Source organism: Algoriphagus machipongonensis, from assembly GCF_000166275.1.
GTDB classification, from domain to species: domain Bacteria; phylum Bacteroidota; class Bacteroidia; order Cytophagales; family Cyclobacteriaceae; genus Algoriphagus; species Algoriphagus machipongonensis.
Genome location: NZ_CM001023.1, coordinates 909,317 through 926,561, shown reverse-complemented (window position 1 = coordinate 926,561; position 17,245 = coordinate 909,317). Strand labels below are relative to the sequence as shown.

Annotated in this window: 10 protein-coding genes; all 10 read right to left on the bottom strand. The window is 38.4% G+C overall.

The window, feature by feature from the left end:
* Positions 1-56: 56 nt before the first annotated feature.
* The 10 genes from ALPR1_RS03975 to ALPR1_RS03930 all read right to left on the bottom strand — a co-directional run bounded on the left by ALPR1_RS03975 (position 57) and on the right by ALPR1_RS03930 (position 17,242).
* Complete coding sequence (locus ALPR1_RS03975) at positions 57-2,660, bottom strand: carboxypeptidase-like regulatory domain-containing protein (protein WP_008198583.1); 2,604 nt, start codon at positions 2,658-2,660, stop codon at positions 57-59.
* A 161-nt stretch (positions 2,661-2,821) separates the two neighbouring features.
* Complete coding sequence (gene lpdA, locus ALPR1_RS03970) at positions 2,822-4,222, bottom strand: dihydrolipoyl dehydrogenase (protein ID WP_008198582.1); 1,401 nt, start codon at positions 4,220-4,222, stop codon at positions 2,822-2,824.
* A 78-nt stretch (positions 4,223-4,300) separates the two neighbouring features.
* A complete protein-coding gene (locus ALPR1_RS03965; protein ID WP_161599216.1) occupies positions 4,301-4,630 on the bottom strand; it encodes a four helix bundle protein in 330 nt (109 codons plus the stop codon).
* A gap of 59 nt (positions 4,631-4,689) precedes the next feature.
* Positions 4,690-6,225 (bottom strand): 2-oxoglutarate dehydrogenase complex dihydrolipoyllysine-residue succinyltransferase, encoded by a 1,536-nt coding sequence (odhB, locus tag ALPR1_RS03960; RefSeq protein ID WP_008198580.1) that lies wholly within the window; start codon positions 6,223-6,225, stop codon positions 4,690-4,692.
* Between the two features lie 72 nt (positions 6,226-6,297).
* Positions 6,298-9,090 (bottom strand): 2-oxoglutarate dehydrogenase E1 component, encoded by a 2,793-nt coding sequence (locus ALPR1_RS03955; protein ID WP_008198578.1) that lies wholly within the window; start codon positions 9,088-9,090, stop codon positions 6,298-6,300.
* A 175-nt stretch (positions 9,091-9,265) separates the two neighbouring features.
* The gene (locus ALPR1_RS03950) at positions 9,266-10,318 is read right to left on the bottom strand and encodes a DUF4249 domain-containing protein (protein ID WP_193352727.1); all 1,053 of its coding nucleotides are present in this window, start codon (positions 10,316-10,318) and stop codon (positions 9,266-9,268) included.
* Between the two features lie 5 nt (positions 10,319-10,323).
* A complete protein-coding gene (locus ALPR1_RS03945; protein WP_008198573.1) occupies positions 10,324-12,723 on the bottom strand; it encodes a TonB-dependent receptor in 2,400 nt (799 codons plus the stop codon).
* 9 nt (positions 12,724-12,732) lie between these two features.
* Positions 12,733-14,190: an IPT/TIG domain-containing protein gene (locus ALPR1_RS03940; RefSeq protein WP_008198569.1), complete on the bottom strand. Its 1,458-nt coding sequence runs from the start codon at positions 14,188-14,190 to the stop codon at positions 12,733-12,735.
* A gap of 442 nt (positions 14,191-14,632) precedes the next feature.
* The gene (locus ALPR1_RS03935) at positions 14,633-15,577 is read right to left on the bottom strand and encodes a hypothetical protein (protein WP_008198568.1); all 945 of its coding nucleotides are present in this window, start codon (positions 15,575-15,577) and stop codon (positions 14,633-14,635) included.
* 21 nt (positions 15,578-15,598) lie between these two features.
* Positions 15,599-17,242, bottom strand: a complete 1,644-nt coding sequence (locus tag ALPR1_RS03930) for a SusD/RagB family nutrient-binding outer membrane lipoprotein (protein ID WP_008198567.1) — start codon at positions 17,240-17,242, stop codon at positions 15,599-15,601.
* Positions 17,243-17,245 lie beyond the last annotated feature (3 nt).

The window sequence follows — 17,245 nt, the reverse complement described above, 5'->3', positions numbered from 1 at the left end:
ATAAGGTAAATTTTTGGAAGAATGAAAAAAGAAGTTTTCAGCTATGAAAAACCTAATCAATTGTCACTCAACTGATTTTGATTCAGCAAAAATCTGCCAGAAACGGGTTCTCCAGAAGAGTTCAATCCATTTACTAATACCCAAAACGGCCCTGGGTCATCTGGAAGTTTAAATTTGATACTTGTGGAAGTTTGGTTGGATGAGATTCGAACATTAGGATCCCAAAAAATGGTATGAGATTCGGAATCGAAATTATTTATAGCTTCAACTGCACTTTGTTCCAATCCCATCAATTTAAATTCCTCAAAAGTATTCACATCGTTTTCTCGATCTTTTGAAGTTTTTGTAATAATATTTATCACTCCATATTTTCCTGCATCACCATACGCTACCGCTACAGACTTTATTACCTCCACTCTTTCAATATTAAATACGTTGATACTTTGAAGTGCTCTAAACTGTTCATCTCCTGGATCACTTCCTATGGTTGGGCCTGTGATGCTTGTAATTGGAGACCCATTTAGTAGAATGAGAGGAGGGCCTGGCTGTGCACCTCGTTGATTTAGAATCATTGGCGGAACACCTGCTACTTTAAACCCTACTCTATTTGAAAAAGAGTAAATAAACTGCTGAGTATCCCCTGACAAAAACACCCCATCCATTTCCAATACCTGCTGTGGCTTCCCATAAGGCATCGTCCCAAAACCACTTTCTTTGACATCTTCCACTTCCACAGCATCTAATAATATTTCACCTTCTCTCAATTCTAAATAGGCAGACATCAAAGAGTCAACACCCTTGGGTCTTGTATCTAAAGTTTGAACTGAAGGAAACTCTAAAGTCAAGGGATCAGGGTGATTTATTGAACTCATCAAGCCCAATTCAACCCCTTCTATTGGTAAGCCTTTAGCATCTATACCTTTTACCAACACACTAAACTCACCTTCTTTATGAATTCCTTTCAAGAGAAACTGTCCATTTTGATCGGGAGAAAGCTCTCTTTTATCTAATAAGCCATCAACAAGAACCTCCAACTTAGATTTAGATATCTGATCTTTTTTATCTACAATTTGACCTTTTATAGTTAGACCAAACTCCTTCTCAAATGAAAATGATGAAGTGTCAACAGAAGTGGAATTAAGATCATTTGAAAAGTAAGTCACATAATTCTCATTACTTAAGTTTTTAAAATAAACACCATTCTTTTTAACCACAGAGAGGGACAAATTGGCAGCAGCTATTGCTCCTTTAGAATTATTTACCATCACATTCAGGGTTACACTATCTTTCGATTGGTAAGCTTCTTTATCAGCAAATAATTTCACTCTTTCAGACCTTGTTTCCTGAATAGTGTTATTTGTTTCCCACAATGAACCTAACACTTGAATTGGTTTATAGAATTCAGATTCTATACCATAGTTTGCCCCCCATAGGGTATATGCTTTTACAATAAAATCTTTTGTATTCAATTCAGGAGATAGAAAAATCTTCCCGTCTGCCACCCCATTTACTAAAGGAAACACTTTATGAATCATGCTATACCCAGAGGGGTCCACAATTTCAATATGCAATACTTGACTAGCTTCGTCAATCAACATGGGATTTCCAAGCTGTAAATAAGCTTTAAAATATAATTCTTCTCCAATGAGATATATGTCCTTGTCTGTATGTAGAAAAATCTTCTCCTGAAGAGCTTCCGGTGACTTTTCAATTTCATTTAATGCTAGGGCTCTGTCAAAATTAAAATCTATCGGTAGCTGTCCAAGTGGTGAATCTGAAAATGGAAACCCTTCCATCCTCAACAAATTTGTTTTCACAACTGTCCCATTACTTCTTATCCTAATCCCTTCTCCTTTGAATTCAACTGATTTATTTGGATTTACTGAAAACTGAAATGGGCTAACAACTTTGATAAGAAACTCTCCTTCTTGGTTGGTAGGTAATAACTCCAAGCTATCTCCCTTCTCGCCAATTAATCTCCTCAACTCATACGTTAAAGAGTTTTGATAAGCCTCAACCCGATTGGTATTAAAAAAATCCTTTTCTTCTAAGGTCCCAAAGTCCATTTCAAAAAATGCTAACAAAAGCTCTCCCTCAGTAATAGGCTGAGAAATGTTAATTGGTGAATTCAGCCAGACAGAGACAACATACCCAAGGTCTAGGTTTTGAACAATCAATTGGTCTTTCGTCTTTGCCCAAATTTCTCCAGTTTCCATATCCGTGAAATAAGAAACAACTTCAGGGTTTACTATTACCAAGTTCTCGTTTTTTGTCCCTCCTTTTATTAAACTTTCAAAGTCAGCCCTTGCCTTTTTTATCTTCGAAGGCTTTAATTCTTTCTGTTGGTCATTTTCAATTTCATAAATGGTAGAACTTATTGAAATTGGAATACCCCCCTTTAAGATTGCCTCTTTTTGGATTAGTTTAAACCCTCTCTTCGCAAAAACCAATTTCCACTCCCCGAGAGGAATATTGTTAAGAGAATATTGGCCAAGGCTATCCGTAAAAGTTTGAAAACTTGTATTGGGAATAAAAACATGTGCCTCGGAAACAGGAAGCTTAGTATCTCCATGTAATACCACACCAGAAACAGATTGATTTTGGGCACCAACCTTGAAAAAGATGAACACAAAAAGAGAAAGTAGAATTGATTGCTTCATAAAACTAAATCCACATAATTTAAATATATAGTTTTAAATAGTACTGAAGGTCGTGCCCATTTTTGAAATAATTAACCAAAGCTCTCGGAACTTCACTTTTAACAAAAAAAGCCATATGGATTCCTCCATATGGCTTTTTCAATATCCATTTAAGTATTTCATTAAATATGCAATGCTCTATTGTCAGTCGCTGCCAAACAAGCTTCTTTGAAAGCCTCTGTATAAGTTGGATGTGCATGTGACATCCGAGCAATATCTTCTGCAGATGCTCTGTATTCCATAGCTACAACAGCTTCAGCGATCATATCAGCAGTTCGTGGACCGATCATATGAACACCAAGGATTTCATCCGTCTCAGCATCTGCCAAAACTTTCACCAACCCATCCGTATCCATGGAAGCTCGCGCACGGCCAGATGCCATGAATGGGAATTTACCAGCTTTATATTTAATACCTTTTTCCTTCAATTGCTCTTCAGTATATCCTACTGCAGCCACCTCTGGCCAAGTATAAACCACTCCTGGAATTAGGTTGTAATTGATATGAGGCTTTTGACCAACCAACGTCTCCGCTACAAATACACCTTCTTCTTCAGCCTTATGTGCCAGCATCGCACCTTTTACCACATCTCCGATAGCATAGATATTCGGAACATTAGTTTGCAAGTGATCATTGACTTCTATTTGACCTCTATCAGTCAACTTCAAACCTGCTGCTTCCGCATTCAATCCATCGGTATAGGGTCTTCTTCCAATAGAAACCAAGACATAATCTCCTTTGATCTCCACGGTTTCACCCTTAGCATTGTCAGCTTTAACCGTAACCTCTTTACCTTTTTTCTCAACAGCAGTTACTTTATGCTTCAGGAAAAACTCAAAACCGATTTTTTTCAGAGATTTTTGAAGTTCCTTGCCCATGGTTCTATCCATTGTTGGAATCAAAGAATCCATAAATTCAATCACAGAAACTTTTGCACCTAATCGAGCATAGACAGAGCCTAATTCCAGTCCGATTACTCCACCTCCAATAACAACCAAGTGCTTCGGAGTTTCTTTTAGATTTAACGCCTCCGTTGAGGTGATCACTCTATCCTTATCCAACTTAATAAATGGAAGGTTAGAAGGTTTAGAACCTGTAGCTACTATGATGTTTTTACCCTGAATATCTGAAGAGGACCCATCGTCCTTAGTCACTTTCACAGTGGTTTTATCCACAAATGAACCAACACCTTGATGAACTTCAATCTTGTTTTTCTTCATCAAGTACTGAATGCCATCGGTATTTTGTTTTACCACGTCATTCTTGCGGGTAATCATCTGCTTCAAATCTACTTTTAGATTGCTCAGGTTGATTCCGTGAGTTTTAAAAGTATGTGCCGCATTATGATAATGCTCTGAGGAATCCAATAAAGCTTTGGACGGAATACAGCCTACATTCAGGCAAGTTCCTCCCAGTGTCGGATATTTCTCAACAATGGCGGTCTTCATCCCAAGTTGCGCACAGCGAATCGCTGCTACATATCCTCCAGGACCAGAACCGATAACTATAACATCATAATTCATTTTCGAATATTTTTCTATTAATAGATCAATTTGAGTTTTTTGTAATAGATCAAACTGCTTGTATTTAGTATTTAGTATTTAGAGAGCCTTAATCAGATTAATTAGCATTTTCTTTATTATTTCAGCCCTGTCTTTAAAATCTAAATACTCCTTATCTTCCAAGTACCCTAATTTTTGAGCTAGTAAAAGCTCATTTTCTACTTCATTTAAAGAACCTAATGAATAATGTAGAAAATTTCTGAATTCTGCATTCCCACCCCTACCAGCACCTTCTGCTATATTATTTGAAATAGAATATACTGCACGGTTTGTTTGGGACACCAAAGAGAACTTTTCAAAATCAGGATATTTGCGTGTCCTTAAACTGACTAAAACAGCAAGATCTACAGACTTTTTATATACTTCCAAATCTTCATATCTATGCCGCCCCAATTCTATATACTAAATTCTAAATACCATATACCATCTTACACTCCGAACAACAATCTTTCTGGTTCTTCTAGTAATTGTTTAACTCTTACCAAGAAGCTAACTGACTCACGTCCATCGATGATTCGGTGATCATAAGAAAGTGCCAAATACATCATCGGAAGAATGACTACTTCTCCATCAACAGCCATTGGGCGCTGTACAATATTGTGCATACCTAGGATGGCAGACTGAGGTGCATTGATGATCGGAGTAGACATCATGGACCCGAAGATTCCTCCGTTGGTCAAAGTGAAAGTACCACCTGTCATTTCATCAATAGAAAGTTTATTGTCTCTCGCTTTGGTAGCCAATCTCACTACTTCTTTCTCTATTTCGTCGAAGCTAAGCGTTTCAGCATTTCTGATTACTGGAACAACCAATCCTTTTGGCGCAGAAACTGCAATGGAAATATCACAATAGTCATTGAATACCATTTCATTGCCATCAATCTTAGCATTTACTGCTGGCCACTCCTGAAGAGCTACGCAAACAGCTTTCGTGAAGAAAGACATAAAGCCAAGGCCTACGCCATGCTTCTCCTTGAACTTCTCCTTGTATTTACTTCTCAGATCCATGATTGGCTTCATGTTCACCTCATTAAAGGTGGTAAGCATTGCCGTTTCATTTTTCACAGAAACTAATCGCTTAGCAACCGTCTTTCTCAAGGAAGACATTTTCTCTCTACGCTCATTTCTGGATCCTAAAGCTGGAGCTGCCTCTGCAGGCGATGCAGGTTTGGAGGAGGAAGCTGCTGGAGCTGGAGCCGGCTTCTTCGCATTTTGTGCATCCTCTTTGGTGATGCGTCCGTCTTTACCGGAACCGCTAACAGATTCTGGAGAGATCCCTTTTTCTGATAATATTTTTGATGCTGCTGGAGAAGCGTGCCCTGTAGCATAATTTGTATTTCCTGATGCAGGTGCAGACTCTTTACCAGAACCCGTTTCTGTCTCTGGTTCAGCAGCAGCTTCAGGTTCACCATCAGTCACCTCAATCTTACAGATCAGGCCACCTATTTCTAAGGTATCACCTTCAGCGGCAACATGTCTCAAGATACCAGATGCTTCAGCTGGCAACTCAAATGTTGCTTTATCAGAGTCCACTTCAGCAATAATTTCATCCAATGCCACATATTCACCTTCCTCTTTGAGCCAATTCGCCAAAGTCACCTCTGTAATAGATTCTCCTACAGTAGGAACAACCATTTCTTTTACTTCTCCGGTTTTTGAAGGGCCAGATGAAGGGGCTGGTGAGTCAGCAGTCTTTTCTTTTGATTCTTCTTTACTTTCGGAAGGAATTCCATCTTCATCTATGCTGCAAATGACAGCTCCAATTTCTAATGTATCTCCTTCTTGGGCTTTAATTCTCAAAATTCCTGTAGCCTCTGCAGGCAATTCAAAAGTTGCTTTATCAGATTCCAGTTCACAAAGGACTTCATCCATTTGAACTTGATCTCCATCATTTTTAAACCATTGCCCTACGGTAACCTCGGTAATGGATTCGCCTACTGCTGGCACTTTAATTTCTTTGCTCATGAGTTTTTCTTTTTAACCCTTACTGGTTACAGTGAGAGTTGGAACAAAATGATATGATTATTTTGGATTGGATTAGTTGATTTTTAAGGCTTTCGCTACAATCGCCTTTTGTTCTTCTACGTGAACTTTATTATATCCCGTAGCTGGTGATGCAGAAGATTTTCTAGCAATGACATCCATTGGCAATTCTTTATAAAGTAATCTTAGAATGTAATTCCAATAGCCCATGTTTTCTGGTTCCTCTTGTACCCAGATTACTTCAGCACCTTTATAATTTGCCAACAGTTCAATCATCTGCTTCTTGGGAAGTGGGTGAATCTGCTCAATTCTAACTATTGCTACGTTATCTATTTTTTCCTTTTCTCTGGCTTCTTCTAGATCATAGTAAATTTTACCAGAACAAAGTACCACTCTTTTCACCTTCTTGGCATCTACAGTAGTATCTGGTAGAATTTCTCTAAACGAACCTGAAGTAAATTCTGAAATTGGAGAAATCACTTTTGGATGTCTCAATAGAGATTTAGGAGACATGACAATACATGGTTTTCTGAAATCCCAAGCCAATTGTCTTCTTAGTAAATGGAAGAAATTTGATGGCTCTGTGATATTAGCTACCACGATATTGTACTCTGCTGATAATTGAAGGAAACGTTCCGGTCTTGCATTGGAGTGCTCTGGACCCTGTCCCTCATAACCATGAGGAAGTAACATGACCAGACCGTTCATACGCTGCCACTTGGACTCACCAGAAGAAATAAACTGATCAATCATCGTTTGTGCGCCGTTGGCAAAGTCTCCAAACTGAGCTTCCCAAATAGTTAAGGCATTCGGGTTGGCCATCGCATAACCATATTCAAATCCTAATACAGCATATTCAGAAAGCAGGGAGTTATAGATTTGAAACATCCCTATTCTTTCCTTCATCTCTAAAAGTGAGTTGTAAGGTTCATTAGTAGTAGCATCGTGAAGAACTGCATGTCTGTGGGAGAATGTCCCTCTCTGACAATCCTGGCCTGTGATTCTCACTTGTTTCCCTTCAATCAATAGAGATCCATAGGCTAACAATTCTGCAGCGGCCCAGTTCAATTCTTTCGTATTAAAGAACATATCTTTTCGCTGCTTCATCTGAGCTTCAATCTGCTTGATTGGCTTAAATCCTTTTGGGATAGCTGTTAAAGCATCAGCAACCTTTTTGATATCCTCTTCACTTATTCCTGTCTTTGGTGACTGATTAAAGTCTTCAGGGGTTGATCTTCTTAATGTTCCCCATTCTTCTTCAAACTTGGTTGCTTGATAAGGCAATGGTTTTTCCTTCACCATATTCAAGCGATCCTGAAGTAATTGACGAAACTCTGCATCCATCTGCTTGGCGATTTTAGCATCTAAGTCTCCTTTTTCTGTCAATCGCTTTACATAAATCTCTCTTGGATTTGGGTGCTTAGAGATCAAGTTATATAGCTCCGGCTGGGTGAATTTCGGCTCATCCGACTCATTATGTCCATGGCGTCTATAACAAACCATGTCTACAAAAATATCTCTGCTGAATTTCTGTCTAAATTCTGCAGCTAGCTTAGCAGCAAATACAACCGCTTCCGCACTGTCCCCATTGACGTGAATGACGGGTGCATCGATAATTTTAGCAACATCCGTACAGTATATCGACGAACGAGCATCATCAAAATCAGTGGTAAACCCAACCTGATTATTAATAACAAAGTGAATGGTTCCTCCAGTATTGTAGCCTTTAAGATCTGCCATCTGAGTTACCTCATAAACGATCCCTTGACCAGCTACAGCTGCATCCCCGTGGATGAGTATTGGAAGTGCTTTTTTCTTATCTCCTTTATATTCGGAGTCAATTTTTGCTCTAATAAATCCTTCCACCACTGGGTTAACAGCTTCTAGGTGCGATGGATTTGGAGCTAATTTTAGATGGACATTATTAGAGTTTGGCGTAACGATATTACTGGAATACCCCATATGGTATTTCACATCTCCGTCACCCATAGTCAAGTCAGGCTTGGCAGTACCCTCAAATTCCGAAAAAATCTGCTCATAGGTTTTACCCATGATATTTGCCAACACATTAAGTCTTCCTCTGTGTGCCATGCCTATCATCACTTCCTCTACACCTAATGTAGCTGAGGTATTGATTACAGCATCAAGAAATGGAATGGTGCTTTCACCGCCCTCTAAAGAGAAACGCTTCTGACCAAGATATTTTGTATGTAGGAAGTTTTCAAAAACAACCGCCTGATTCAATTTGAAAAGAATTCGTTTTTTCTCTTCTGTGGATGGATCAAAAGCTAATGCTTCTTTTTCAACTTTCGTTTTGAACCAATCCAGCATTTCAGGATCCCTGATATACAAATATTCAAAACCTATATTTCCTTCGTAGATTTTCTTTAAAGCATCGATAATCACCGAAAGCTTAGCAGTTCCTATCCCGATTTCTTTTCCAGCCTGAAATTCAGTATTCATGTCCTCTTGGCCCAAACCAAAATCTTTTGGGTCAATGAGTGCCTTCCGATCTCTTCTTTCTCTTACTGGGTTGGTTTTAGATCTCAAATGTGCTCTGGAGCGATGCGCATGAATCAAAGCACGAACTTTAATTTCCTTAGGCAATTGCTCCATGTCCATAATGGTCCCAGGAGTTGCCAATGCCCCATTCTTAGGAGTAGGTTGGCCGTTGCTAGAAACTGGAGTCTCTCCTGCCTCAACATCGTAATTTGTCAAGGCAAAGTCGAATCCGTCGAAAAACTCTTTCCAGCTTGGGTCTATTGAATTTGAGTCGCTTTTATAAGAAGCGTAAAGCTCATCTATGTATGAAATATGAGCGTTTGCTATAAATGAAAATTTATCCATGATGGGTTATTCAGATCTCCACAAAACTATGTGGTTATATTGATTTAAAAAAACCGCTTATTTGCTTTACCGAATATTTGTTGCAGAAAAGAAAACGATACTTAGTAAGTATCGCTATCAATTCTTTTTAAAGAACAAATGTTAATTCTTTAACTCTTTTACACAGAAAATGTTTCTATGGGAGCCAATCAGCAGGAGGATCTAATGTAGTGTCATCTACCACACGGCAATCATCTGGGATCAAACCATCCTGTTGACGAAAATCAAGATCTGCCCCATTGATATAAATTCTCTCCTCAACTTCTCCAGCAGCCATAAAGTAACCTAGAACCACTTCATTAGGATTGTCCAAGCTAATCATGTTGCCTCTGATATTCGCAGGCGGAGGATCAAATACGGATCCTGAAATCCCAACTTGCTGCTTCACTAATCGAAGAAATCGATAGGCCTCAGCAGTAATACTCAATTGTTTGAGATCAACTCTAAAAGTTGTGACAAACCTTAATCCATCATCAGGAATAAAGCCTGCTTTCATTCGAGTACTCAACCCATCAAAAACATCATCGTTTGACAGAAAAACAGAATAATTCCCTACTTCTTCTTGCACATAGCAGAGATTACAACAATCCTTTGGCGCCGGAGCTCTTGTTTCTCGGTCCACATAAAGATCAGGTCGTGTATGTAATTCATAAACCGAAGGACCATTTCTCCAATAATAGAAATTATTTTGGCCAGCAGGATCCTCTACATCCACATATATCCCAACACCAGAAGCCAAATTTATTTCTCCTTCCACAGGACTAGTTTCAGATCGAAAATATATATCCTGAATCGCTATTTCTGATTCTATTTTTTCTGGAAGAGAGGTATATACTTTTCCATCTGTTAACTGAATCTGTAATGTATAAGACCTTCCAACAATCGCCGAAAACTCATCTGGCGAGTAATACATACCACGATCATCTTTATCTTCAGCAAAGAAAGTCACTACCCCTTCATTATCTCGGACAATAACGGTAGCATTGGAAACAGGCCTTACCAAGCCTTCAAATACGCTTCCATATGTATCACTTCTTGTCAAGCGAATAACATGAGGACCTTTCCCACTAGTAACCATCCCATCTATCGTAAGGAGTTGGACTCCCTCTTCGACTTCCACAGCATATGGATCTATACAGGAAAACATAATCAACATAAGGAAAAACCAAGGCGATTTTCTAATCAACATCTGCATTAGAATTTAATAGAATAACTCAAACTAGGTAAAGGAACGCCTAAAACTGCTAATCTCATGGCTTGTGGCGGAGCACCTAGTTCATCCACAAAGAATAGAGAGAAAGGATTCTTACGAGCATACACATTCAGGATAGAAAAAGTCCAGTCGCCATCCCAAAATTTACCATCTCCAGGAATCTTAAAATTTACAGATAAATCAAGGCGATGAAAATCAGGCAAACGCTCTTCATTTCTTCTATTAAAATAAGCTAAACTATTACCACCGTAGTCAAATTTGGCTTCTGGAAAAGTCACTGGCCTTCCTGTGCTATACCCAAAAGTTGCAGATACAGAAGTATTGGTACTTACCTTGTAATTTCCTATGAAGGTAAAGTCATGGGGTTTATCATAGTTGGATGCATACCATTCCCCATCATTGATAATCTCTTCTTCAAATGGAGTGATCACTTGCCTTAGACTTCTGGAATAGGTGTAGGACACCCAACCAGTCAACCTCCCTAAGTTTTTCTTCACATACAATTCTATTCCATAAGCTCTACCATTTGCAGGAACCAACTCGGTCTCCAAGTGATTTTGCAAAATCAAGTTTGCCCCATCTTTGTATTCAATGACATTCTGAATGTCTTTGTAATAAACCTCAACAGAGGTTTCAAAAATATTGCCTTTGAAATTATTGTAGAATCCCAAAGAAATCTGATCCACGATTTGAGGTTTCAAGTATTGATCACTCAACTTCCAAACATCCGTTGGAGCAATGGTGGCTGTATTGGAAATTAGATGAATAAATTGGTACATTTTATTGTAGCCAATTTTCACAGAACTTGATTTAGAAAAGGAATATCGCAAGGAACCTCTTGGACCTAAACCATTGTATGTCTGTATTTCTTCACCATCACCATAGGTAGTTTCACTGATTGCCGTACCATCAGAAATGGGTTGATTTTCTTCATATTCTCGCACAACTCTGGGCCCATAATAACCATACATATCATACCTGAGCCCGTAAGACATCCCAAAGCGTTCTCCTATTTCAAATTCATGTTGGAAGTGTACTCCTGATTCTCTACCTGATTCATCTTGAACTTTTTGAGGCAAAATCCCTGATTCCTGCCCTTGGGATGGGATAAGTTCCCCAGGCTGTAAAGCGATTGTTTTGAAATCACCACCAAAGGTCAGCTTGTTTGTTTCATTAAATTGATAATAGAAAAAAGCTTTTGCTCCGATGTCCTTTATACCTGAGTTGAGGTCAAAATCATTGATCCCAGAGCGGTTGAAAATGCTATAATCGTATTGGGTATAATAGCCCAGTACTTCAAAGCCCATCTTATCGTTTACAATACTTTTCCATTGTAAAGAATGACTGTTGTTTTTCCATGAAACTGTGGTATCCGAAGCAAAAGCAAAGTCATCATAAGAAGTATAATAGCTATAGGTAAATTCATTTTTCTCAGAAACTGGTGCAGAAATCACTAAGTTTCCATCATAGAAATTGGCTTGGGAATTCTTTAAATCAGGATTTTTCAAAGCCCCTAAAAACCAATTAATGTAAGAGCCTCTAAACCCTCCACGGATAGAAACCTTATCTTTCACCAATGGCCCATTGAATCCTACTTTTCCAGAGAAATTACTGACCATTGCTTCTCCTCCCCACTTGGCAATAGACCCGGCTTTTGGTTGAATATCCAAAATAGATGAACCTCGCCCACCAAACTTTGGAGGAATCACTGATTTATATAGAGTCACTCCGTTTACTGCCTCAGGGTTAAATGATGTAAATAAACCAAAGAGGTGAGTAGGGTTATATATAGGAGCTCCCGCAAATTGGATCAAGTTTTGATCAGCTCCTCCTCCACGAACATTCAGCCCTGCTGACGCTTCACCCACTTGACTTACTCCAGGAAGGGTAGCCATGGATCGAATAATATCTACCTCTCCTAAAAATGGAGGCAATTCTCGCATGGTGTTCATGCTAATAGTCACTGCTCCCATATCAGTGGATCTAATATTCTTTTCTGGATCGCTTCCATAAATCACCACATCATCCAATTGAAAATCCTCTTGGATCATTTTGATAGATAATCTACCATCACCCACTGCTGTAATTGGGTAGTCGATGGTTTCATAGCCTACATATCGGAATTGAAGATTGTACTCTGCTCTTTCTAAAGTAAGCTCAAAACCTCCGTTATTATCAGTGATTTTGTTTTGATCCAATTCAGGAATAGTGACCGTAGCCCCTACTAATGCTTCCCCTGTAATTTCATCAATGATTCTTCCGACGATCTTAATTCCTTTGAGTTGGCCAATGTCCCGACCTATCACCTCACGTTTGATTTCAGTCTGAGAGAAGCCCAAATGACTAATCAGCAAAAAGAAAATAAGTAACAATTTTTTCATATAGCAGAATTAAAATCCATTAGGGTCAAACTTGAATAGGTTCATTGGGTAATTACCAGCTATGGATATATCTGGCATTCTCATGAAATAGATATATCCCCCAGTTGAGAAGTGAGCTACCGTTACATCTGAAGGAGTACCTGGAATATCATTTTTTGGCTTCCATTTAAAAGAATTAAGGTCAAATTCCCATAATTCCGTACCCCTATTATATAAGCCAACATAGGCTTTTTCTCCTAATACCTCTCCTACACCATAACCTTGCCCCAGACTACCAGGGAAATTAGAAACAATATTCCACGAGTTGGAAGGGATCAAATATTCCCAGACTTTCTTTTCATCGTCAATCACAAATAATTTATCCTCATAATTAAAAAAAGCATATTCGGTGGAAAGGGCTATTGGACTGTCAGGAAGAGAAGTCCATGAACCAGAAGAAGCATTATACAATCTAACTGCGTTTGGATTCCCTTCTTTCCCGCCTAATACATAGAGGTTTCCCATATACTCGAAGGCAATTGATTCTCGACTATCAAAATTGAGGTCAGGCAATCGTTCAAACCCATTTGTTTTAACCCTATAAAAACTACGATTGATATCATAAGGATTGGGAGTCAAATCAGCCGTTCCACCTCCAAGGAAATTAGATGTAGCAAATGCAAAAGCTCTTGGACTACCTGGGAAATCAACTTCATCCCAAGTACCGGAACCAATTTCAAATCGTTGAATTTTTGAATAAAATGAATTCTTAGAAATAGTACCTAAACCTATATTCAAACCATTTCCAATGCTATAAAAAGCTGTACCATATAATCTAACAGCCTCAGGAAAGCTGCTGATTATTTCATAAGTACCTATTTGATATTCAAAAGAAGTCTCAAACTCTAACATGGTATCTTGAACCATCACTTTCAATGGAACTGTCATTTTTGAAGGATTTGGGATGATCAAATGAATTCTAGATTCAAAATCAATCCCTGTAATGTTAGCTTCATTTTCCCCAAAAAACACCCGCGTATCCTCTGTAAAATTCTGTCCAACAATCACCATTTCTTGCCCTACCTGGCCAAAGGAAGGAGTAAAGTCTCCCAGCTTCGGAGACAGTGTTTCTAATTCGATGACGTTTCCAAATTGGGTTTCACCACCTAATTCCATAAATGCTTTTGCGAAATAAGTTTTGGAATTCGTTAAGCCATTTGCTTCTCCAATAAACCTACCTGGACCATCCTTTTCACCTAAGGACACAATGATGGGCGAAGCAAAATTTTCATCTTCTGAAAGGTAAAACCCATGATCACTGACATTGATGGATTGGTTTGTTATAAGCCTACCTAACAACCTCACATTTTCACCACTTGTATATAGCACCTCTTCGGTTACCAAAGCTGTAGCATCGGAGACTTCTTCTGTACAACTATACAACCCTAACATAAGGATCATCATGTATAGTAATAGATATTTTTGCATACTTGCCAATTAAGTCTAATTTTCCTCTAAAAAAAAGAAATAAACACCATATAAAAAAGAATTATTTACAAGCGGTAAAACAAAATAGCAGGACTATAAAAAGTACAAAAACAAACCTAATAATACATTATTTTTCAAGAACCTTATTTCCTCTTGAACACACAAAAACACCCCATAACCTACTAGGAGGGTATTTTATCAAGAATTTGAAATCCTCAACAGGATATAAAAAATCACTAATTCTTAATTTAATTATATAATAATTTCATTTAAAAATAAAATGAGTAAAAAAAATATTATGAATAATGAGCCATGAAATAATTTTTTGATTCACTCAATTTTATTTAGCCTGAAACAAATAAAATAAGAAAGATTAAAATCTAAATAAAAACAAAAAAGGCAACGCTATCGCGCTGCCTTTTTATATAAATCAATTTCTAAATTAATTGAAAATTGGAAGTGGCGTGCCATCCATTGCACTCATGGTAACCTCTCCGGTTTCACCGTCAGAATTCAACCATACAAACACAAGCTCTTCTGGAGTACTGCTAACTACAGTCATCGAATAACTTGCTCCATACTTATCAGAACCTGACATAGAAAGAGTGTTACATGCATCATTAATTCTAACATTTCCACTGCCCCATGAATCACCATAGCAATCCCAGAAACCGAATGTTCCATCAGTTACTCTGTAAGATCCAGGAGAACTAGATACTGGAGTTAATGTAGTAGTACCTGAAATAGTACCATCGCATGATCCATAAATTGAATCCATGTTAGTTGCAGTGTACTCATAAGTACCTCCCAAATCAGAAGGACAGATCACACTTACAAAATACTGGAAAGGTGAATCATAGAAAGGAGCACCAGCAATATTACCAGAAACATTTTCACGATTGAATGACCTTCCGTTTACATCATTCAGTATCAAACTAAATTCAAATACATCTCCTCCTTCAATATCAGCTGGAGTTAATCCCACTGCTGCAATTGCATCAGCTGCTGAAATTTCAAAAGAAGTTCTCAAGAAACGAGAATCTGTATTAGGTGCAAAATCTGAAGCAGAAAGGGTCATGATATTTACAGGCTCAGATGGAGTGTACTCCAAACCAACACCCGGAATCAATCTTCTGTGCTGAACTTCAATTTCTACAGTTTCCACTGTAGCGCCATCTTCGATATCTACTGCCTCAAGAGTTAAGGCAAAATTTGAACTTCCTAAACTAAAATAGTTGAAAGTTGTGCTGGTCCTGGAGATCGTTCTCAAATAAGCTCCCGTATCAAACTCCGAATAAGGGATGTTTGGATCTACGAAATCTCTACATGAGCTTAGTAACACTAAGGCACCTACCAGTAAACCAAAAGTATATTTTAACATTTTCATATTATCTCGATTATTTTTTGGTTAGTAAACCCAAGCATTACCTGCAGGATTGTTATCCCAGAACACTTGTGCCTCAAGTCCAGATTTCTGACTTGCATTAGTATTAGTTACCATATACACGTTTGGATACAAGAAAGAACGTGGGAAAGAACCCGGGTTCTGCTCAAGTCCAGGCTGCATGTTTCCTGGCTCACCTGTTCTTCTGTAAAGGTTATAAGACTCTACACCATTACCGAAAAGAGACAACCAGTACTCACGACCGATCACACGCATCTTATTAGAAGAATTATCGAAATCAGCACCAACGTAACCTAAGTAAGCTTCAATATCATCATCTAAAGAAGTATCCTTACTGTCAAAGAAAGCAGTGATAGATGCAGACTCTCTAGTACCCAAGGCATAGTCAGTCACAAAATCCATATGCTTCTCTATACCTGACAATAAGTATTCTTTTGCCATCGCATTATCATTATCCAACTCTAAAGCAGCTTCTGCCAACATAAAGTCAACATAAGCAGCAAGCATCATTGGGTAAAGTCCTGCGCCTTGAGCTCCTAAAGAAGGATCATTGGTAGGCATTGCTGAATCATCATCAAATCTTCCACCTACTGGATAAATTCCCCACATAGTTCTTTTCAAACCATCTGGTGGAACTCCATCAGGATCTAAGTGATCACGACCCCAATATCCTCTTTGTCCTGGAAGACAGTAGATAAATCCACCAGCCAAATAGTGAGGAGGAGCAATCTGAGCGATACACTCAATTTCATCAACATTGGTAGAATTCACCAATACTTGACGATACCAGTAGAATCTAGCTCTAGGATCATCAAATCCTTTAGCTTCAGTCATATGCCACATGTAATAAGTAGAGTGATAAGTACCACCACCTGAAGTATAAGAACCAGCAAAGTTAGGGTGTCTTGAATCAGGGTTTGCATTAGATGTTCCGAATCTGAACACGAAGTCATCTCCTTCACCTAATAACATTCCACCTGCTTTCAATCCATCGATACCAGCTTTGGCACCTGAAGCATCTACTAATCTTAGGTTAAGGAAATATCTTAACTTAAGCGTATTTACCAATTTACCCCATTTAGCATAATCACCACCGTAGAAGTAATCATTTGGAGAACCAGAACCTGCGGTAGTAAAGTGAGTAGCTGCTTCATTTAATAAAGCAAATGCCGCATCATATACACTTTGTCCAGAATCAACTACAGGGTTGAAATTAGCAGGATCTATCGCTTCAGAATATGGTACATCACCATAAATATCCACCAAGTTGAATAGAAGCATTGCTTTAATGGTCTTAGCAATACCCAAGTGCTTTTGTAAATCAGCTTCTACTGCCAAAGGCTCAAGAAAATCGATATCAGCAAGGATATTTGCATAAGAGTTAGTCCACCAACCATTAGTTGATTGAGGAGTATAAGCACTCTCATACTGAGCACTACCTTGGTTTACCATTCTAGTCAAGGACATTCCAGTATTACTGATGCCTTGGTAGAAGTTTCTATAATCTATCTGAATTTGATTCAGCAAGAAATCCGGAGAAGCTGTTGAAGCAGTTACCGCATTAGGGTTATCCAGCAAATCTAAATCACAGGATGACGCAAATAACATGGTTGCTGCACACAACAAACTATATATATATTTTTTCATTTT